Source organism: Sinimarinibacterium arenosum (assembly GCF_005047655.1).
In the GTDB taxonomy this organism is placed as follows: domain Bacteria; phylum Pseudomonadota; class Gammaproteobacteria; order Nevskiales; family Nevskiaceae; genus Solimonas.
This window is the reverse complement of sequence record NZ_SUKF01000006.1, coordinates 237669-257124: the sequence shown is the minus strand read 5'-3', so window position 1 is coordinate 257124 and position 19456 is coordinate 237669. Positions and strand designations below refer to the sequence as shown.

Annotated in this window: 20 protein-coding genes; 7 read left to right on the top strand and 13 right to left on the bottom strand. The window is 65.7% G+C overall.

Features of this window, described 5'->3' with window-relative positions:
• Positions 1-2: 2 nt before the first annotated feature.
• From E4T66_RS13910 to E4T66_RS13895, 4 genes are all read left to right on the top strand, one after another.
• The gene (locus E4T66_RS13910) at positions 3-680 is read left to right on the top strand and encodes a hypothetical protein (protein WP_136849649.1); all 678 of its coding nucleotides are present in this window, start codon (positions 3-5) and stop codon (positions 678-680) included.
• A complete protein-coding gene (locus E4T66_RS13905) occupies positions 680-1750 on the top strand; it encodes an alkane 1-monooxygenase (RefSeq protein ID WP_136849648.1) in 1071 nt (356 codons plus the stop codon). Before E4T66_RS13910 ends, E4T66_RS13905 begins: the two co-directional genes overlap by 1 nt.
• The gene (locus tag E4T66_RS13900) at positions 1750-2670 is read left to right on the top strand and encodes an alpha/beta hydrolase (protein WP_136849647.1); all 921 of its coding nucleotides are present in this window, start codon (positions 1750-1752) and stop codon (positions 2668-2670) included. Before E4T66_RS13905 ends, E4T66_RS13900 begins: the two co-directional genes overlap by 1 nt.
• Positions 2671-2760: 90 nt before the next feature.
• Entirely contained in the window at positions 2761-3339 is a 579-nt protein-coding gene (locus E4T66_RS13895) for a hypothetical protein (RefSeq protein ID WP_136849646.1), read from the top strand.
• On the opposite strand, the gene E4T66_RS13890 is transcribed toward E4T66_RS13895, so the two are convergent.
• From E4T66_RS13890 to E4T66_RS13880, 3 genes are all read right to left on the bottom strand, one after another.
• Positions 3303-4064, bottom strand: a complete 762-nt coding sequence (locus E4T66_RS13890) for a nuclear transport factor 2 family protein (protein ID WP_136849645.1) — start codon at positions 4062-4064, stop codon at positions 3303-3305. The genes E4T66_RS13895 and E4T66_RS13890 overlap by 37 nt on opposite strands.
• Positions 4065-4067: 3 nt before the next feature.
• Complete coding sequence (locus tag E4T66_RS13885; RefSeq protein ID WP_136849644.1) at positions 4068-4619, bottom strand: YbhB/YbcL family Raf kinase inhibitor-like protein; 552 nt, start codon at positions 4617-4619, stop codon at positions 4068-4070.
• A gap of 90 nt (positions 4620-4709) precedes the next feature.
• Positions 4710-5543 carry a helix-turn-helix transcriptional regulator gene (locus E4T66_RS13880; protein WP_136849643.1) on the bottom strand — a complete coding sequence of 278 codons (834 nt, stop codon included), beginning with the start codon at positions 5541-5543 and terminating at the stop codon, positions 4710-4712.
• A gap of 378 nt (positions 5544-5921) precedes the next feature.
• On the opposite strand from E4T66_RS13880, the gene E4T66_RS13875 reads away from it, so the two are divergent.
• Genes E4T66_RS13875 through E4T66_RS13865 form a run of 3 tightly spaced genes read left to right on the top strand, consistent with a single transcriptional unit; the run spans position 5922 to position 8345 of the window.
• Complete coding sequence (locus tag E4T66_RS13875) at positions 5922-7508, top strand: cytochrome-c peroxidase (protein WP_211242923.1); 1587 nt, start codon at positions 5922-5924, stop codon at positions 7506-7508.
• Between the two features lies 1 nt (position 7509).
• Positions 7510-7905, top strand: a complete 396-nt coding sequence (locus tag E4T66_RS13870) for a hypothetical protein (protein WP_136849642.1) — start codon at positions 7510-7512, stop codon at positions 7903-7905.
• Positions 7881-8345, top strand: coding sequence for a DUF3617 domain-containing protein (locus E4T66_RS13865; protein ID WP_136849641.1), 465 nt, complete (start codon positions 7881-7883; stop codon positions 8343-8345). Before E4T66_RS13870 ends, E4T66_RS13865 begins: the two co-directional genes overlap by 25 nt.
• Positions 8346-8403: 58 nt before the next feature.
• Here E4T66_RS13865 and E4T66_RS13860 read toward each other — a convergent pair whose 3' ends face one another.
• The 10 genes from E4T66_RS13860 to E4T66_RS13815 all read right to left on the bottom strand — a co-directional run bounded on the left by E4T66_RS13860 (position 8404) and on the right by E4T66_RS13815 (position 19438).
• Positions 8404-8874, bottom strand: a complete 471-nt coding sequence (locus E4T66_RS13860) for a hypothetical protein (RefSeq protein WP_136849640.1) — start codon at positions 8872-8874, stop codon at positions 8404-8406.
• A 196-nt stretch (positions 8875-9070) separates the two neighbouring features.
• Positions 9071-9451, bottom strand: a complete 381-nt coding sequence (locus E4T66_RS13855) for a hypothetical protein (protein ID WP_136849639.1) — start codon at positions 9449-9451, stop codon at positions 9071-9073.
• A gap of 308 nt (positions 9452-9759) precedes the next feature.
• Positions 9760-11592 carry a BatD family protein gene (locus E4T66_RS13850; protein WP_136849638.1) on the bottom strand — a complete coding sequence of 611 codons (1833 nt, stop codon included), beginning with the start codon at positions 11590-11592 and terminating at the stop codon, positions 9760-9762.
• Entirely contained in the window at positions 11589-12635 is a 1047-nt protein-coding gene (locus E4T66_RS13845; protein WP_136849637.1) for a tetratricopeptide repeat protein, read from the bottom strand. The genes E4T66_RS13850 and E4T66_RS13845 overlap by 4 nt, the downstream gene beginning before the upstream one ends.
• Positions 12635-13648, bottom strand: a complete 1014-nt coding sequence (locus E4T66_RS13840) for a vWA domain-containing protein (protein ID WP_169577622.1) — start codon at positions 13646-13648, stop codon at positions 12635-12637. The genes E4T66_RS13845 and E4T66_RS13840 overlap by 1 nt, the downstream gene beginning before the upstream one ends.
• Positions 13645-14604 carry a VWA domain-containing protein gene (locus E4T66_RS13835; protein WP_136849635.1) on the bottom strand — a complete coding sequence of 320 codons (960 nt, stop codon included), beginning with the start codon at positions 14602-14604 and terminating at the stop codon, positions 13645-13647. Before E4T66_RS13835 ends, E4T66_RS13840 begins: the two co-directional genes overlap by 4 nt.
• A complete protein-coding gene (locus tag E4T66_RS13830) occupies positions 14601-15113 on the bottom strand; it encodes a DUF4381 domain-containing protein (protein ID WP_211242922.1) in 513 nt (170 codons plus the stop codon). The genes E4T66_RS13835 and E4T66_RS13830 overlap by 4 nt, the downstream gene beginning before the upstream one ends.
• 2 nt (positions 15114-15115) lie before the next feature.
• Positions 15116-16045 carry a DUF58 domain-containing protein gene (locus E4T66_RS13825; protein WP_211242921.1) on the bottom strand — a complete coding sequence of 310 codons (930 nt, stop codon included), beginning with the start codon at positions 16043-16045 and terminating at the stop codon, positions 15116-15118.
• Positions 16042-17040 (bottom strand): AAA family ATPase, encoded by a 999-nt coding sequence (locus E4T66_RS13820; protein ID WP_169577621.1) that lies wholly within the window; start codon positions 17038-17040, stop codon positions 16042-16044. The genes E4T66_RS13825 and E4T66_RS13820 overlap by 4 nt, the downstream gene beginning before the upstream one ends.
• 235 nt (positions 17041-17275) lie before the next feature.
• Entirely contained in the window at positions 17276-19438 is a 2163-nt protein-coding gene (locus E4T66_RS13815; protein WP_136849634.1) for a PQQ-dependent dehydrogenase, methanol/ethanol family, read from the bottom strand.
• Between the last annotated feature and the right edge of the window lie 18 nt (positions 19439-19456).

Genomic DNA, 19456 nt, shown 5'->3' with positions numbered 1-19456 from the left:
CGATGCAGACCGAACGCTTGCCAACAAGCTCTCTGATGCCCGGCATCGATGCGTGGCGTCCGCAGGCCTACAGCGTGCATCGTCTGGATGGCCGTGCCGAACAGCAACGCTATCTGGCCTTGCTCGAACAGGTCTACGCGCCGCTGGGCTTTCTGTCGCGCGAGATTCTTCCCGGCGAGCAGTCGCGCTGCTTCGGCGTCGAGTATCACGGCACCATCGTCGGCATCTTCCGGCTCAGTGAAGTGACCGAGCGCAGCAGTCCGTATTTCAGTCTGGAGCCGGCGGTCGAACGACCTCAGGCGCGGCTGCTGGAGGTCAACAATGTCGTCATCGCCACGCCGATGCGTGCCACGATCCTGCTCGGGATGATGCTGTATGCCGCAGCGCGTGAAGCGCACGCGCTGGGTTACGACTACATCGTCGGCATGACCCGAGCGCAGACCCTGCGTTTCTTCGTCGACTTCGGTGTGGTGCCGGTGGACCACGCGCCGTTGCACCTGCTCGGACGGCCGGAGCTGCAGGATTTCGTGATCTATTACGACACTGGCGACGCGACATCGATTGCCTACATGCACGAGCGCGCGCGTCGCTGGTTCCATCAGCAGTACGTGATGCGCTGTATCCAGGACAAGTATCTGCGGCCGCAGCGCAAGACCGGACTCACGGCGAGGGCAGCGTGATGCCGGCGCTGATCTATCCCGCCACCGCGGCGCTGGCCTTGTATATGGGCGGCGTATGGCTGTGGTTGCCAGTTGCGCTGAATCTGTTGCTGGTGCCGCTGGCCGATTGGACGGTTTCGCGGGTGGCGCCGGGCTGGCGGGCGAATCCGAAGGTCCTGCGGCATCTGTTTGCGCCGTGGACATTCTGGGTCTATGCCCTGGCTCAGGCTGCGGTGCTGCTGGCGGTCATGCGTGTGGCCGCTGGCGTCACCCCACTGGAGTTCTTTGCGCTGGTGTCGTCGACCGGCATCATGACCGGCACCGCCGGGATCACGGCGGCGCACGAACTGGTGCACCGGCGCGATCCGGCACAGCGCGCGCTGGGGCTGGCGCTGCTGGCAATGACGGGCTACATGCACTTTCGCATCGAGCACGTCTACGGTCATCACCGTAACGTTGCGACCGACGCCGATCCGAGCAGCGCCGCGCTGGGCGAGAGCTTCCCGACGTTTTTCGGTCGCATGCTGTGGCGCGGTCCGCACGATGCCTGGCGCATCGAATGCGCGCGACTGCAGCGCCGGCATCTGCCGCGCTGGAGTCGGCATAACCGCATGTTGCAGTACGCCGTGATCCAGATCGGGCTGTTGGCAGCGATCGCGGCGGTGTTCGGGCCGTTGGCGACGCTGTTCTTCGTATCGCAGTGCCTGATGGCGGTGCATCTGCTCGAAGCGGTCAACTACGTGCAGCACTACGGCCTGCGTAGAGCGATGCGTGATGGCAGGCCCGAGAAAGTGGCCGAGCATCATGCCTGGGACGCCAGCGATCCAATTTCGGCGCTGCTGGTGTTCAACCTCAGCCGCCACGCCGGGCATCACCGCAATCCGGCATTGCCGGCCGCTGTGCTGGTGCCGGCGCCGGGCGCTCCACGGCTGCCGTTGGGTTTCTATTCGATGGTGTTTCTGGCGCTGGTCCCGCCGCTGTGGCACACGCTGATGGACCCGCGAGTGCGTGCGCTGCACGCCGCAAACCGTGACGCCGCACGGTTGGTCGAGCACGACCGACCGCACCTGCAACAGCAAGGAGCGATTTGATGAGCGCAGTGTCCAGTCAGTCCGCTGTCCACACCTCGGCGCCCAGCGCGCTGCATCCGGCGCCGTTACCGCTGCGCTTGATCTTCGGCCTCTGCGGGCGCCTGGCACCGGCCGCGGTCGGTGACTATGTTGCGCGTCGCATGTTGACGCCGGCGCATCGAGCCGCAAAGCCGGTTGATCTTGGCAATGCCGAGATCCTGAGCATCGCCGACTGCGACCGGCAGTTGCATGCGCTGAGCTGGGGCGCAGCTTTACGGCCATGGGTCCTGCTGATGCATGGATGGGAAGGACGCAGCGCAGACATGTCGGCATTCGTCGCACCGCTCACCGCGGCGGGGATGCGCGCGGTCGCACTGGATGCGCCCGCGCACGGCGCATCGCCTGGCACGCAGACCGATGTTCACGACATGGCGCGCGCCATCGCGGCTTGCACGGCGCGTCTAGGTGCGCCGGTCGCGATCATTGCGCACTCTCTGGGGGCGGCCGCCAGCGCGGTGTATCTGTCGGAACACCTGGGCGCGGATCCGCGCGGCCTGACCGAATCGCTGGTGCTGCTCGCACCTGGAGGCGACCTGGGCGACGAGGTTTCCCGCGTGGCTGCCATGCTGGGGCTGCCGCCGCCGGCGACTGCGGCGCTGCGGCGCCGGCTGGAGCGGCACTATCAGCGGCCGCTGGCGGATTGCTCCACGCGCGCCGCGCTGCGCCGATTGCGTCTGCGCGGTCTGGTCGTGCATGACCGCGATGACCGGATTGTTGCCCACGCAGACGGCGTCACCGCATGTGCTGCACTGGCCGGGGCGCGTCTGCTGACGACGCAGGGTCTGGGGCATCGCCGCATCCTGCGCGATCCGCAGGTAGTCACCGAGGTGGTTGCGTTCTGCACCGGAGCCGAAGCGGAGACTCGGCGCAGCGCAGCCTGATCCGGGTCTGGCGGCACGGGATTTGCTGTTTCCTCTGGCGTTGGGTGCTTCGGGCCAGTCCGGAGCGTGGTCATCGCTTGGGGAGCGAGCATGGATCGAGCGACAGTGTTCGCAAAGACGGAGCGTGGGCGTGAGGAAATGCGCACGCGCAGTCGGGGGCTGCCATCGCAGCTGCGGATCGTGCTGATCGCGACCGACGGCGTGCGACGGATGGATGAACTGGGCGCACTCTATGCGCGCGTTGGCGATATTGGTGCGGCGTGCTCGACACTGATGGAGCACGGGCTGATCGAGCCGGTCGGCAACTCCGCTGCTGTAGCGCCTGCGGCGGTTGCTTCGGTCCGTCCGGACCACACGCAGACGCTGGAATTCAGGGCTGCAGATTTCGCGCCGGATCTGGAAGCGATTCCGGACATTGGTGGCGCTGCACTTGAACAGGTCACGCTGTTTCTCGAACAGACTGCGCGCGAGATGATGGGGCGTGATGCGCAGCGCTTCATCATGCGGCTGTCGTTGTGCGTTTCGCTGCGGCATGTGTATTCGCTGCTGCCAGAACTGCGCGCACTGCTGACTAGGCGGCGCGACGCCGCCACAGCCACGCTGATTGAACAACGCCTGCTGACGATGATGTCTCAGACGGGCTCCGCAGTGCCTCTGTCGGCGCCGTAAAAGGCTTCGCCTTCGGCGATTAGTCCGTCGCTGCCGAATCGCCAGGTCTCGACTGCGCGATGTCGCTGTGCATTTAGTTGCGCGACGTACCGCACCGACAGCAGATTCGTTGCGGGATCCCAGCATCGGTCCTCGAACGTGAACTGAAGGTTCTCGATGCGCTGCAACGCCTGCGACCAGTAGCCGCGCAACGCGTCGTTGCCGCTCAGACTCGGTGTGCCCACGAGTGCTTGGGCCTTGGGGCTGGTGAAGCGGACATCGTCGGCAAACATCGCCAGCACCGCGTCCAGATTTCGCGCGTTCCATGCGGAAATCCAAGCGTGTGCGAATTCCGTCGCCGCCGCCGGATTGGCAAAACGCGCGCGTTGCATGCGTAGCGGTGTGGGATCGAAGTACACCTCGTTGTGGGTGATCTGTCTGCCGTCGGTCTCGACGATGTCCAGCCCCGCGAACGACGAGCCACCGGGCAGGCGGGCGCGCCATTTCAACGTGAAGCCTGTGGGCGTCGGTTGAAGGCGTTCGCGGGTCCAGATCCAATCCGGATGACGTGCCAGCAACTTTTCGAAGTAGCTCCGCAGCTGGGTGTGTCCACGCAGTCCGTCTGCGAACGCCGGATCGCAATAGAAAGCGTCTTCGCTATAGAACGCCAGCAGTGTGTCAGGCCGATTGCCGGTCCAGCTTGCCAGCCAGAGATCGCAGAACGCTTCCAGGGATGCAGTGTTCATGCTTCAGCGTCCGTAGCGGACTTCGAACTGGGTCTGCGCAATGGCATTGGCCTTGATCATGAAACCCGCCATCGCCGCGCTGACATCAGCGGTCAGGTCGAGGTGCTCTGTCTTCAGGGCATACAGGGTGACAATGTAGCGGTGCGCCGTGTCGCCCGGCGGTGGGCAAGGGCCGCCATAGCCGGGCACGCCAAAGTCCGTGCGGATCTGCAGTGCGCCATCCGGCAGTCCCGTGCCGGCGGCGTCACCGGCGCCTTGTGGCAGGGCTTGGGTGGTCGCGGGTAGATTAACGACGACCCAGTGCCACCAGCCGCTGCCGGTCGGCGCATCGGGGTCGTATACCGTCAGCGCAAAGCTCCGGGTTTGCGACGGAGCGCCGCTCCAGCGCAGTGCCGGTGAGCGATTGTCGCCGCTACAGCCGAATCCCTGATACACGAAGGTCTGCGCCAACGCGGTTGCGGGATCGATGTCGCTGCTGCCCAACATAAACTCAGCCGCACGGGCTTGTGCCAACGGGGCTAGCACTGCGAGCAGGCCAATGGCGAGAATGCGCATGGATCGTCTCCAGGGTTGAGTCCTGCGCTATTGTCGCGCGCACGCCGCGAGGATGCGCGCCCGATTCGCGCAATCCTGCGCCCGAACCGATCAATCGCGCAGTTCGCTGGGACTCAGTCCGTAGTGATGCCGGAAGCGCGCGCTGAACTTGGAAGCCGATGCATAGCCGCAGCGCGCGGCGATCTGGGTGATGGGTTCGCGGCTACCTTGCAGCAGCGCGAGTGCGACCCCTAGGCGGACCTGATCCAGTTGACTGCGGAAACTGCTGCCGACAGCGCGCAGCCTGCGGCGCAAGGTGGCTTCACTCATGTGCAAGGCTTCGGCGGCCTGCGCAGAGGTCCACGAGTGGTCCGGTGATGCGGACAGTATTCCGCGCAACTGCTCGTCGACCGCAGCATGACGTCCAACCCGCAGCTGAAATCCCTGCGTTGCAATCGCCAGCAGCACCTCGCCCAGCCGGTGGCGCAGCAGCGCTTCGGAAAACTGCTCCGGCTGCAGCAGTCCCTGAATCGCATGTTCGACCGCCGCGTCCAGGCCGCGCCCAGGGAGTAGCCCCGCAAATGCGCGCGGGGGCGTCGGGGCATGCGCCGAATTCGGCAATGCGCGGATCAGTGCCGCATCAAAACTCAGGCAGCTGGCCCGATAGACACCCGAGTCGGGTGCCGGCGTGTTGTCCAGGTCCAGCGTTTCTCCGGCGTTGACGATGATGTAGCTGTCGTCTCCGAAACTCTGCGATCCATAGTGACTGCTGAGGGTCTTGCGCCCGGCATCCACGCGGATCAGGCACGCATCGCTGAAGTGCACCGCGCCGATGCGCTGCTGCCGTCGCACGCTGATTCGCAGATAGCCGCCGATACCCGCGGCACCGGCCAGCGCCGGTCCGGCAGCGGTGTCGAAAGCGATTGGGGGCAGTGAATCATCCATACGGGGGGTCGTCGTCAATCGGGATGATAGACGTTAGCCCGCTGCAAATCTGTGGGTGATTCCCCTCTCCGCGACCATACGTCAGCAGCGGAGTTGAATTTGACTGCCGTTGGGAATAGCCCGGTATGCCAGCAGTCACCGCCTCGGTAGTGCCGCATTCCTCGGATTTCTCACCGACGACTGCGCGACTGATCCGCGCGACGCACACTGAAGTCCGCAAAGATTCCACGACTGGCGCGTTCGCGCGGTGACGGTTCGTACACTGCGACGCCGGTCACAGCGCTCGGGCTGGCCGCAAACAATTCGCGCGCTTCTCCCACAGTTTCCCCACAGTTGCTGCCTACGCTGCCCCGACGCTCAAGCTCGGAGGGGACGGCCATGCGGACAACACTCGAATCTTCACGCGCGACACATTCTGTTGTGCTCCCGGTACTGATGTGCGGACTGCTGCTCAGCGCCTGCGGCGGCGGTGCCAGCGATACCGGTGATCCCGGTGATCCCGGTGTGACGCCAACGACCGTGCCGCCTACCGCTACGGCGACACCGCTGGATCAACAACTGCGCGCGCGGATCGATGCCGTCAATCTCAGCGCCAATCCCGCCAGCGGAGTGGTTGTGCCGGACATCGACACGGCGCTGCCCCAGCTGGGCATGCGCCTGTTTTTCTCGCAGAGTCTGGGCGGTGATCTCGACAGCGCCTGCGTCAGTTGCCATCACCCCGCGCTTGGCGGTGCGGACGAACTGTCGTTGTCGGTCGGCGTGGCGGCGATTGATCCGTCGCTGCTCGGTCAGGGCCGCGCGCCTGTTGACGGCGTCGTCCGCGTGCCGCGCAACGCGCCGTCAAGCTTCAACGTCGCCTTGATGGACCGCGCGCTGTTTGTTGACGGCCGGGTGGAGAGCCTGACTCCGACTGCAGGCGCTAACGGCGCAGGCGGCGCAATCCGCACGCCGGATTCGGCCTTCGGCACACCCGACCCCAACGCCGGTGACACCCTGACAGCGGCACAGGCACGCTTCCCGGTGACATCCACCGACGAAATGCGCGGCGCCTTGCTGCCCGGCGCAGACAACGATGCAGTTCGCGTGCATCTGGCGCAGCGCATCGGCAACTACGGCGCAGGCCAGGGGAAACTGCCGGTCAATCAATGGCTGCCGCTGTTCCAGTCCGCATTCAACACTGCCGCGCCGGCGGACCAGCTCGTCACTGATTCAAACATCGCGACGGCCATCGCGGCGTATGAGCGTTCGCAACTGTTCGTCGACACGCCGTGGAGCCGCTACATCGGTGGTGACCTGACGGCGATCTCCGACCCGGCCAAGCGTGGCGCGCTGTTGTTCTTCACGCGTGCTGACGAAGGGGGTGCTGGTTGCGGCGCATGCCATCGCGGCGATCTGCTGAGCGACCAGAACTTCCATACCGTCGCGTTTCCGCAGATAGGGCCGGGTAAGGGTGACGGTCCCAATGGCACGGACGATTTCGGTCGCGAGCGAGAGAGCGGAAACCCGGCAGACTTTTACGCCTACCGCACGCCGTCGTTACTCAACGTGGCGTTGACGGCGCCCTACGGACACGACGGCGCCTACGCGACGCTGTCCGACGTCGTTCGGCACTACCGCAATCCCAATAGCGAGGTTCGCAACTATCTGGATCGGGAACGCTGGTGCCAGCTGCCGCAGTTCGCCGATCTGCCGCACGACGAATGCGCGGCGTTGTATCCGGACGCACGCGTCAACAGTCAGGCCGCACTGGCCAAGCTGCAGGCTGACCGCGACGCCGGTGTGCTGACGATTCCAAACATTCAGATCAACGACACCCAAGTGGCTGAGCTTGTCGCGTTCCTTGAATCGCTCACCGATGACTGCGCGGGCGATCGCCGCTGCGTGGCACGCTGGATCCCGCCGCGCGATGGTGGGCCGGACCACGAGCAGCTCGACGCGGTTGACGAGCAGGGGCGTCCGCTGTGAGGTGCTGAAACAAAACAAGGCCGTTGGCTGTCGCAGCGGCCTTCTGCTGATCCAGTCCTTCAGCGAAGCGGAACCGGTGTTCGCTCAACAAGAGCTTGTTGCCATTGGCATCGAAATGCGGCTTCCCCTGTTTGCCGGCGCGACGGGGCGGGTCGTGACTGGGCTGATGTCATCCGTCGGAGCGGCGATGTTTGGGTTCGATCAGATGCCTGTCCTTGATTCGTGGAAATTCGGCCGGCGCACGCGCTCGTTTTCAAATGTTCGGATCGAACAGTCACGAGAAATGCGCCGCAGATTTTTTTTATCCTGTTCGGCTAGGATGCGCGGGTTTTTGGTGTCCTCATTCAAGATTCAGGATTTCACGGAGCCTTTATGTCCCTCCATTCGATGCGTGTGATGTTGTTGATGGCTTGCGGTACGTTGGCCGCTGCGCCGGCCTGGGCTGCGCCGACGATCCGACCGGGACTGTGGGAGTTCACGCAGACCGAGAGCGGAGACACGGAGACGGATCAGGACTGTGTAACGGCTGCCGAGGCGGCTGACCTGCAGAGCTTTGCCAAGGAGATGCCGGAGAATTGTGCGCTCAGTTCGGTCCGCAGCACGACGACGGTGTATGCGTTCGACATTGCCTGCAGCAGCCCGACGCAGCAGGGCAAGGGCCACTTCGAGCTGGAGGCACCAAACCCGGATCAGTACACGTTCCGTTACGTCTTCAACGGCGCAGTGACGGTGGCCGGCAATACGGTGCCGATCGACTTTGATCTGCGGGCGACGGGCAAGTGGCTGGATGCGGACTGTGGCGATCTTGCAGACGTCAACGAGTCCGAGGACGATTAAGTTCCGAATGAATCGTTCGCAACGCAGGGTCAATCATTCGCTCTGACAGGGCAAACGATTATCTCCATCGCAGGTGGATGGAATAGGAAAACGTTGGGCAGCTGGCGACGACCTCCGGAGGAAAGCGGATGTCCCGAGTCACCTCTAAGAGGCGCTTTTCGGTGTCGCCGGTAGAAATATTGCGGGCCCAGACGATGGCATCGGCTACGGTGCCGTCGGGATGCAGGGTGAGCACCAGCAAGTAGCCTTGATGCTCGTAGCGAATGGCGCGGATAGCGCGTTTGAAGCGCAAGATGTTGGACTCGAAAGCGGATTGAATCCGTTGCGCCGTCGCCGCATCGGGCGGCAGGCCTTCCAGCGTGTCGTGGCTGGTCAGCGCACTGGCGGTTGGCGTGTTGACGCAGATGGTTTTGAAGACGCTCTCGGCGTCGTCCGTATCTGAGTGCGTGTGCGGTCCGGCGCAGCCCACCAGAGAGGGCAGGCACGCCAACAGAGCAATGCTTGTGATCACGGATTTGCGCGCGTGCATGTTAACGAGCCATCGAGCTGCTTGGATCCTGCTGGACACCCGGTGACCTGGGGACGATTCAACAAGCGGAAGGGTGCCGCAATGCCGAGTGCAGGACTACCTGTCCGTTCGGACAGGTTCATGGCGGTGTGCCGTTTTCAAACGACACCGAGAGCACGGCCGAAGCTGGGCTGATGCCGCGTGGGTGGGATTGAATTCAGCGCGAAGGCAAGGGCGGGACCGAGGCGGCACTGGGGCCAATCCGGCAGGTTTCTTCGAGGTTGTCGGCCGCCCTGATTTCAGAGGCACGCATCATCGCGAGCTCACGCAGGTTGTACCCGACGTGGATGACCGAGCGATAGGACATGGCCAGCTGGTAGCGCACGATGGCGCTGTCGATCTGCCTGGCGCGCCACGGATGCGCAACCGCTGCAATCTGTTTGCAGCGATTGATCAGCACATAGGGATTGGTGACGGGAACACGGGGGCTGGGCGAGGCAGGGGACGCGAGGGTCGTCAGTGAGGCAGTGGCCAACACGGCGGCAAGCAGCTGAGCGAAACCGCCGATCCGCAGTTGGCGCCGGACGCGGCCGGCCATCACGACCTGACCTCGCCATCCACACCCATGACCGACCGAGGTTGTGGTTTTGAATTCACAGACTTCCCCGTGCTGCTCTTGCGTTTTCCATTGGCTACGCCGATGGCAGTCCCGGCGCATGGCTCATGTACGCAGTCCGAACCTAGTGATCGCTGGTCAGCACCAAACGAGGTACTGCTCGCGGTCAAATGCTGCACTGCAAAATACTCTATTGAGACCCATTCGTCTCCCCTGACCTGACCCGGCCCAATGAGCCGCGTCGCGACGCGCTTGAGGTGAGTTAGGGTTCCGCCGCGAGCGCGGCCTGCTCAGGTCGATGCCGGATACAGACTGTGCAGTGCGCTGCCCTTGGCTTTCGCCCGGTTCAAGTCGGGAAAATCCTTGAGCGCTTGCGCCAGTGCGGCGCCTTGCCAGCTGTCGCCAGCGTAGCAGGCGCGATCAAGCTGCTCGAGCAGCTGCTGGGTCCGCACATCGCCCATACGCTGGGCCAGCGCGAGTACGCCCGACGGTGCGTGTTCCGGATCGTGCGCGCGGGCCCATTCCATCAGGTGACGACGTGCAGCGGGCGCGTCGTTGTCACGGCAGGCTTGCTGGAACGCGTTGCGAGCCTGACGCGCGTTGAGCGCGTTGGCTTTAGTGGCGGGGTCGTTGAGCTTCGCTGACGGAATCGGCGCGTGCCGACGGCGCGACAGCGCCCAGGCGGCGAGAGTGATCAGCCACGCGAGCGCGAGGGCAATGCTGGTCCAGAACCACAGCGTGCGCTGGGTCGGTTGTGCGACGAGCGGCGACGCTGGCGTGAGTGTGTCGGCATTGCTGGATGACGGTTGGGTTGAGGGCTCGGCGGGTATCGATGCGGGAGCGAGTGCTGGCGGCGCGGCAACGGGTGCGCTGCCGCCGACGGCCGGCAGAACCTCGATGCTCTGCTGCGGCAGCTCGGCAACGCGGAGCTGCTCGCTGGCGGTGTCCCACCAGGTCACGCGCAGCGACGGCAGCGTGTAGCGGCCGGCGTGGCTGGCGATCACGGCGATGTCCTGCGTACGTGTCGCGAGCAGTTCGCCGTTGGGCACCTCGGTGTTCAGCTGCGCTTGGTCTGGATAGGCCTTGAGTCCGTCCGGCAGTTGCAGCCGCTGGCCGAGGTCGGGCAGCTGTTCTGCAGTGACGCCGGTGGCTTCCAGCTTCAGGCTCAGGGTCAGCGGTTCGCCGGCATGTACCTGCTTGCTGTCAGGCTGCCAGCTGCCGCTCAGCGTCAGCGTACGCACGGGCAGCCAGTCGGCACCGGCCGACGCCGGGCGCGGCTGCACGTCCAGTTCGACGGCGTCGCCGCGCAGGCGCAAGGGGCGCAGCGCGCTCAGGCCGCCGAACGGAGATTGACCGAAGACGTTGTTGAAGAACGGATCGTTGAATCCATCGCGGCTGCGTGTGTCCTGTACCTGAGCATCCAGCACCGGACCGTCAAGGCGGATCGCGCCGCTGTGCTGCGGGAACAGCGCGTAACGTCGTTCGACCACCTGGTAGCGGTGGCCGTTACGCATTTCGGTGGTTTGCACATCCTTGCCGAGCTGTTCGACGACGACGGCATCGCTGGTGGGCAGGTCGAGCGACGCTTGCTGCAACGCGAGGTCGGTATAGAGCTTGACCGTCAGCACGGTCGGCGCCTGCACGTACGGACGCGGTGTGTCGAGCGTGCTGGTCAGAAACACATGCTGCGAGGTATTGCTGTTGGCATCGTCGCCACTGCTGGCGCCACTGTCGGACACAGTGAGTTGCAGCGGTTGCGAGGATTCACCGGCCCAGCTCAGTGCCGGAATCTGCAGCGTGCCCTGGTGCTTGGGTGACAGCGTGACCTGCACCTGTTTGTGTGCGGAGATCGAGCCGTTAATGATCTGGAAGCTGGAGCCGCTGCTGGTTCCGAGAATGTCGAAGTCCTTTTTCAGCGGACTCAGGTCGGGGTCGTCGCTGGTGCGGCCTTCATGCGTCAGGTTCAGCTGCACGGTGTCGCCGGGGCCGATGTAATCGCGGTCCAGCTCGGCGCTGACGTCGGCGAAGGCGCTGGTGCTGAGGCACAGCATCAGCGCGGCGACGATGCCGGTCGACGCGAGCGGCTTCCTGATGGGTACGCGAGACGGGTGCAGTGCGTTCATGGCTGCGCTTCCTGCTGTTGTTTCATCAAGTGCTCGATCATGAACTTGCGTCGCAGCAATCCGCCCGGATCATCCGGGATCCGGCGCAGCCACTGATCCTGCGCGAGCTGTTTTTCGCTGGGCGCCTCGCCGTTGCCAGCGATGGAGGCAGCGTCGTTTTGCGGGGGCTGGGTGTCGTCAGTTTCATCCGTCTGGGCGGCGGCCTGTTGTGAATCCGCAGGCGGATGTTGGTCGCTGTCCTGTTGTTGCGCGGCGAGGCCGGCGCTGGCGTCACGCTTGGCTTGTTCGGCGTCGTTGCTCTTGTCTTCGGTGTCCTGCGTGCCCGTCTGATCCTGGGCCGACTGCGCTTGCGCCTGGTTCTTGTCGCCGGCCTGCTGCGCGTCATCCTGCTTCGAGCTGTCGCCCGATTGTTGTTGCTGCGAGTCGGCGCTCTGTGCGTCGTTCTGTGACGATCCGTCCTTGGATTGATCCTGCTGGTCGCTGCCGGACTGCGATGCGTTCTGATCGCCTTGCTGCGAGTTGTCGGAACCGTCCTTTGATTGTTGGTCGTCTTGCGGCTTGCCGTCGCCGTTTTGCGACTGCTGTTGCTGTTGTTGTTGCTTCTGTTGCTGCAATGCCTGTTCAACCAGCTTGCGATTGCGTTGTGCGTCTTCGAGCGACGGGTCTTTGCTCAGCGCGGCATCGTAGGCGTCGAGCGCGGCCTGCAGATCGCCGCTGCGGGCGAGGGCATTGGCGCGGTTGTACTGCGCCTCGGCGTCGTCAAAGGCGCTCCAGGCTTTGGCCGCTCCGGCGTTGTCACCGGCCTGTGCCTGCGCGTAAGCCTTGTGGCGCGGATCGTTGAAGGCCGCGGCGGCGGATGCGGCATCACCCTGCTGCAACAGCGTCTGTGCGCGCTGGTCCGGCGTGTGCCACAGCTTCGACCACAGGCCCGCTGTTGGCGGCGAGGCGATCGCTGGCACGGGTGTCTTTGCTGCGGTGTCGGCACGGACCGGTGCTGCTATGGCCAGCGCCAACAACAGAATCGCGGGGCTGCTGATGCGCATCACAGCCACCCCCGGCGTGCGAGCAACGCGGCAAACATCAATAGTGCGGGCAACAGCCACGCGCCGGCGTCACGCCAGTGCGTGAGCTGGACGTCCTGCTTGCGTGCGGCCTGCGTGGGATCGCCGCCGTCGTCCTGCAGCTGCGCGACGAGACCGCTGAGTTGAGACAGTTCTACGGCGCGACCGCCGCCGGTTTGAGCGAGGCTGCGCAGCTCGTCCAGATCCAGCTGAGCCAGTTGCGGACGGCCGCTGGCATCTTTGGCAAAGCTGCCATTGCTGCTGGGCATCGGTGCGCCGCTGCGGGTGCCGACGGCGACAATGTCGACGCTGATGCCATCGCTACGCAGGGCTGACGCCGCTTTCTGTGAGGATGCGGGATCATCGCTGCCATCGCTGAACACGATGATGCGGCGTGTGCCCGGAACGTCGTGCAGCAGCGTGCCGGCCTGCTGCAGTGCAGGGGCAAGATTGTTGCCGGAGGTCGGCAGGATGTCCGGCGCCAGTGGCGGCAGCAGACTGCGCACGGTTTCGACATCGTCGGTCAGCGGCGTCACCGTGAAGGCTTCGGCGCCGGCGACGACCAGTCCGACGCGGGCGTCGTGCGCGGCACTGAGCAGATCGTCGATGGCATAGCGCGCACGCGTGACGCGATCCGGGCTGAGGTCGCTGGCAGCCATCGACGGCGACAGATCCAGCACGACGACCCAGGCGGCACTGCCACGTACCGCAGGCGCGCTGTCCTGCTGCCAACTGGGCCCGGCGAGTGCCAGCACCGCGAGCGTCCAGCACAGCGCCAGTGCCAGCCACGGCGAGCTGCCGCCGCTCTGTGCGCTGTCGAGCCGCAGCGCCGGCAACAGGCTGGCGTCAATTACGGGCGCCCAGCCGCTGTCGCCGGAACGGCGCTGACGCAGCCAGAACGCCAATGCCCACAACGGCAGCAGTGCCAGCAGCCACAGCGGGCGCAGGAAGTGGAAGTTGTGCGCGATGTCCTGCAGGGTCTGGGCGAGCGTCATGCGCGCGCCCTCAGCACGACCGCGGGCACGCTCAGCAGCAGCGCCAGGCCCAGCGGCCAGCGGAACCATTCCGTGGTCGGGCGATACCACTGATCGCGACCGGCCGCGGGTTCGAGCTTGTCGATGCTTTCGTAGACTTGTTGCAGCGCCTGCGCGTCGGTGGCGCGGAAGTAGGCGCCGCCGGTGGTCTGCGCAATTGCCTTGAGCGTGTCTTCATCCAGATCGCTGCCGCCGCTGACCAGACCGAAGAAGCCGCGCTGCGGCGCGCCGCCCACCCCGATGGTGTAAATGCGCAGGCCGGCATCGGCGGCAAGCTTGGCCGCCTGCAGCGGCGGCATCGCGCCGGCGGTGTTGCTGCCGTCGGTGAGCAGGATCAATACCGTCTCGCCCGGCTTCGCGTCGCTGTCGCGCAGACGTTTGAGCGCAAGGCCGATGGCGTCGCCGATCGCGGTCTGAGTGCCGGCCATGCCGACCATCGCTTCGCGCAGGAACGTGCTGGCGGTGTTCAGGTCATTGGTCAGCGGCGCCTGCAGATACGGTTGCGTGGCGAACAGAATCAGCCCTACCTGATCGCCCTGGCGGCCCTTGATGAATTCACCGGCAACGGCTTGCACCACCTGCAGCCGTGAGTAGCCGCCGGCCATGTCTTCGGCGGCCATCGAACGTGAGACGTCGACCGCGAGCAACAGACGGCGGCCACTGGTCGGCACCGGCTGCGGATCGCCGAGCCACTGCGGACGGCTGGCGGCGCCGACCAGCAGGACCCAGATCAGCACGAGCGCGAGCGTGCGCAGCCGCGGCGCAGTTGGCGTGCCGACGGCAGCGGATGCGGACAGCCGCGTGGCGAACGGCAGAAAGAGCGCCGTGCCCTGTGGCTTGGCCGGCGGCAGCACGCGTGCGAGCAGCCATGGCAGCGGCAGGCACAACCAGATCCACGGCCACGCCAGCTGGATCATGGCGCGCCCCCTGCACGGCGGCGCGGGTCGCGGCGGCGATGGCGCACGAAGCCGCGTACACCGGCCAGCCACTGCTGGCGATGGCTGTCGCCGCGATGACCGTAGCTGTGCTGCAGCAACGCCAGCCCCGGCGCGCCGGCCCAGGCGTCGCCGCCGCGTGCGCAGACGAAGTCGATCCAGGCCCGACCACTGAGTCGCGCGACCTGCGCGCGGCCGTAGCGCGCAACCGCATAGCGCCGCGCCAGCTGTTCGAGCGCCTGCGCCAGTGCAGTGTCGTCGTCGGTGGATTGCATGGCCTGCAGTTCCTGCAATGCCGCGCGGCGCAGGCGCCGCAGCGGGCTGCGCAGCCACAACACGATCAGCACGACAGCGACGATCAGCAGCGCAGCGAGAATCCACCAGCCCGGCGCTGGCGGCCACCAGCCGATCGGCGGCGGCGCGTGATCCGGCGCCAGCTGCAGCAGCAGATTCGCGGCGCCATTCATGGCGGGTGATGCACGGGTGCTCATGACTACGCAGCCCAGCGCGGTTCGCGCAGCAGCGGGGGCAGCGAGTCGCTGACCGCGTCCGCGGTATCGAGGCGCGTCAACGGCAGGTTCAGACGCTGGGCGACGGCTTGAATGGCCGCGCTGCGCGCCGTCCATGCGGCGTCCCAGTCGCGACGCTGCTGACTGCCGTCCAGCCACCACAGACGTCCGGGTACGCCGACGCGGTAGCGTCCTGACGGCAGGCCCTGCGATTCGAGCGGATCGGTCAGCCACAGCATGCGGCAGTCGCTGCGTGCGGCGATGATCGACAGCGCGGTTTCCGCTGCGCCGGTATCAGCGTTCTGCGTATCGAGGCCGGCAAAATCACTGAGCAGCAGCACCAGACTGCCTGGCTGAACCAGCGGACGCAGCGCCAGCAGGGCATCGGTCAGTGCCCCCGGCTGCGGCAGCGCCGGCGCGCGCGGCTGTGCTTCGACCAGTGCTTCAAGCAGGGGCAGCACGCCGGCCTGGCGCGCACGTGGCGGCAGGATGCGGGGTCGGTCGCCGCCGCTGATGACACCGCCGAGGCGGTCGCCGCCGCTGCTTGCAACCCAGCCCAGTAGTGCAGCAGCGCGCAGCAGCAGTGCGGACTTGAGCTGGCGGCGGCTGCCGAAGTACAGGCCCGGATGCAGATCGGCAACGATCCACACCGGGCGCTCGCGTTCCTCTCGGAACAATTTCGTGTGCGGCTTGCCGCGACGCGCGGTGACACGCCAGTCGATCGTGCGGGCATCGTCTCCGGGCGCGTACAGACGCACTTCTTCGAATTCCAGACCGCGACCGCGCTGTGCACTGCGATGTCCGCCATGCAGTCGCGCCAGCGCCGGCCGATGCGCGTGCAGGCTGAGGCCGTGCGCGGCACCGCGCAGCGCCAGCAGCTCGCTCAGATCGGGATGCAGCGCGGTGGAGGTCACGGTGCCGGAACGTGGTTCAGCAGTTCCTCGACGCAGGCCTGTGCGGTGACGCCGCGTGCCTGGGCGCCGTAGTCGAGCAGCAGACGGTGACGCAGGGCGTCGGGGGCGATGGCTTGCACGTCTTCGGGGCTGACGTAGTCGCGGCCCTGCAGCCAGGCGCGCGCGCGGGCGCAACGTTCGATCGCGATCGCCGCGCGCGGGCTCGCGCCCCAGCGCAGCCATTCGGCCAGGGTTGCGCTGTACAGCGCGGGCTTGTGCGTGGCTTCGATCAGCGCGGCGATGTACTCGGCCACCGCATCGCTCAGGGTCAGATTCAGCACTTCGCGGCGTGCGGCGAAGACCGAGTCCTGCGACACCGGGTGCGGTGGTGGCGGCAGCTCGACGGCGGATGCGGCCTCGCGGCGCGACAACGCCATGATCTGCAAGGTGGTGGCGCGATCGGGATAGTCGACCAGCGTGTGCAGCATGAAGCGGTCGAGCTGGGCTTCCGGCAGCGGATAGGTGCCTTCCTGTTCGATCGGATTCTGCGTTGCCATCACCAGGAACAACTGCGGCAGGCGATAGCTGGCATTGCCGACGCTGATCTGATGCTCGGCCATCGCTTCGAGCAGCGCGGATTGCACCTTGGCCGGTGCGCGATTGATCTCGTCGGCGAGGATCAGGTTGTGGAACAGCGGTCCGCGCTGAAAACGGAACGCGCCGTCTTCAGGGTGATAGATGTCGGAGCCGGTGAGGTCGGACGGCAGCATGTCCGGCGTGAACTGCACGCGCTGGAAATCGCCTTCGAGTCCGTGCGCCAGCGCCTTGATCGCGCGGGTCTTGGCCAGGCCGGGCGGGCCTTCGACCAGAAGATGACCGTCGGCAAGCAGCGCGATCAGCAGGCGCTCCACCAGCAGCGGCTGCCCGAGGATCTGCGTATTGAGGTAGCGGCTGAGCGCATCGAAGGCCGGGCGCAGCGTGGCTGCGGCGACATCAAGACTGCGGCTGTCTTCCATCAACTCTGAATTCCGAACGTGTTGTGGGCGTAGGCGATAGAGGCCTGGATGCCGAAATAGTTCCCGAAATGCGGTGTGCCCCAAGCGGGGCAGATCCGGCAGGAACGGAGCGGGTGGCTTGGGGCAGGACAACAGCTGCCACACCCGCGAAGGCGCAAGTATAGGCGGATGCGCGCCGTACGAGCCTTCCCCCGCGCGCGGCAGGGGAAGACTCGCGCAATTCAGGACAGCGGCCTTACCAGCCGTGCTTGGCCAGCTGCATCTTGATCAGCAGCACCACATAGTTCCAGATCGCCTTGATCTGGTCCCAGGCCGATGGTTCGTAGCGCGCACGTTCGCGGATGTAGTGGCGCAGGCTGTCCAGATCCTCGTCGCTGAGTTCCGGGAATACCGGCATGCCGCGTGAGAGCAGACCGCCGTCATGCACGATCGCCTTGAACGCGTCGGCCGACAGCGGGATGGCGGATGCGCGCAGGTCCGGCGCGTAACCGCCGGCCACGGCGGCGGTGCCGTGGCAGATCACGCAGCGGCTGTAGAGATGCTTGCCCTGTTCGGCCCGCTTCGGATCGACCACGAACGCCGGATCGTCGATCGGCTCGACCTTCGCGATCGGTGCGGGCGAGGGCGGCAAGCGCTCATGACCATCGAGTGCGAACGTCAGCAGGCGCCGCGGATACTGGCGGCCGACCCAGCCGTGCTGAGCCGACAGCGAGCCGAGCAGCGACGGTGCGCCGCCCCAGCCGGCGAGGATCGACACGTACTGCTTGCCGTCGACTTCGAAGGTCATCGGCGGCGCCTGGGTGCCGACGCCCATGTCGTGACTCCACAGTTCGTCGCCGGTCTTGGCATCGTTGACGACGAAGCGGCCGTCGGCGCGGCCCTGGAACACCAGGCCGCCGTGAGTGACGATGACGCCACCGTTGGTCGCGCCCGGCGTGGGCTGTTCCCAGACCTTCTTCTGGTGTACCGGATCCCAGGCCAGCAGCGCACTGGAGCCGGCTTCCTTGGGGATGTCGTCGAAAAAGCCCTTCAGTCCCAGAACATCGCCCGGCACCATCTTCCAGGTCTTGGGGTCGCGGCCTTCGTCGTTGTAGTAACCGGCCAGATTGCGCGTCGGAATGTAGACCAGCCCGGTGTCGGGGCTGAATGCCATCGGGTGCCAGTTGTGCATGCCGCCGGAGCCCGGCCAGATCAGCGCTTCGCCGTCCTCGTAGCGCGCACCGGGGACTTCGACCGGACGGCCGGTGGCCATGTCGATGTGATCGGCCCAGGTGACCTTGCCGAGTTTCTCGGCCGAGATCAGTCTGCCGGTTTCACGGTCGATGACGTAGAAGAAACCGTTCTTCGGCGCATGCATCAGCACCTTGCGCGGCTTGCCGTCGATCTCGAGCGTTGCCAGCACCATGTCCATGGTCGAGTTGAAGTCCCAGCTCTCGCCCGGCGTGGTCTGGTAATGCCAGAGGTATGCGCCGGTGTCAGCGTCGAGCGCGACCACCGAGCACAGGAACAGGTTGTCGCCGCCGTCCGGCGAACGCAGCTTGTGATTCCACGGCGAGCCGTTGCCGGTGCCCAGATAGATGCGATTGAACTCTGGGTCGTAGGTCATCGCGTTCCAGACGGTGCCGCCGCCGCCGAACTTCCACCACTCGCCGGTCCAGGTCTTGGCCGCCATCTCCAGTTCCGGACTTTCGAAACCGTCGGCGGGATTGCCCGGCACGGCGTACCAGCGCCAGTCCTGCTTGCCGGTTTCTGCGTCGTACACGGTGACGTAGCCGCGCACCTGACCGAAGTCGGCGCCACCGTGACCGACGATGATCTTGCCGTTGAACACCCGCGGTGCGCCGGTGATGTAACGGTTGTCGCCCGGTTCGGTGGTCAAGGTTTCCCACAGCAGCGCGCCGGTCTTGGCGTCCAGCGCGTAGAGACGGCCATCCTGCACGCCGGCGTAGACCTTGCCGTTCCAGTAAGCCATGCCACGGCTGCCCCAGGCCATGCGCATCTTCAGCGGATCGACCTTGGGGTCGTATTTCCACAGCAGCTTGCCGGTGAGTGCGTCGACGGCATGAATCACGCTGTAACCGGCGGCGAAGTAGATGGTGCCGTCAACTTCCAGCGGCTGGGTCGAGACGTTCCAGACGTCCGGGACTTCCATCGACCACGCCAGGCCGAGCCGGCCGATGGTCTGGGTGTTGATCTGGTCCAGCGGGCTGAAGCGCTGTTCGCTGAAGGTGCGACCCCATGCGGCCCAGTTGCGGCCGTCCTGCTCGTTGCCCAGCGCGGTATTGTCGATGGTCGTGGCCGACGCCAGACTCGCGCACAGAGTCAGGCCGCAGCCGAGTACCACGGTGGTGAGCGATCGGCCATGGTGGCGCCGCCGAGCCTGGTGTGAGTTGCGCATGCTGTCTCCCCGCTTGTG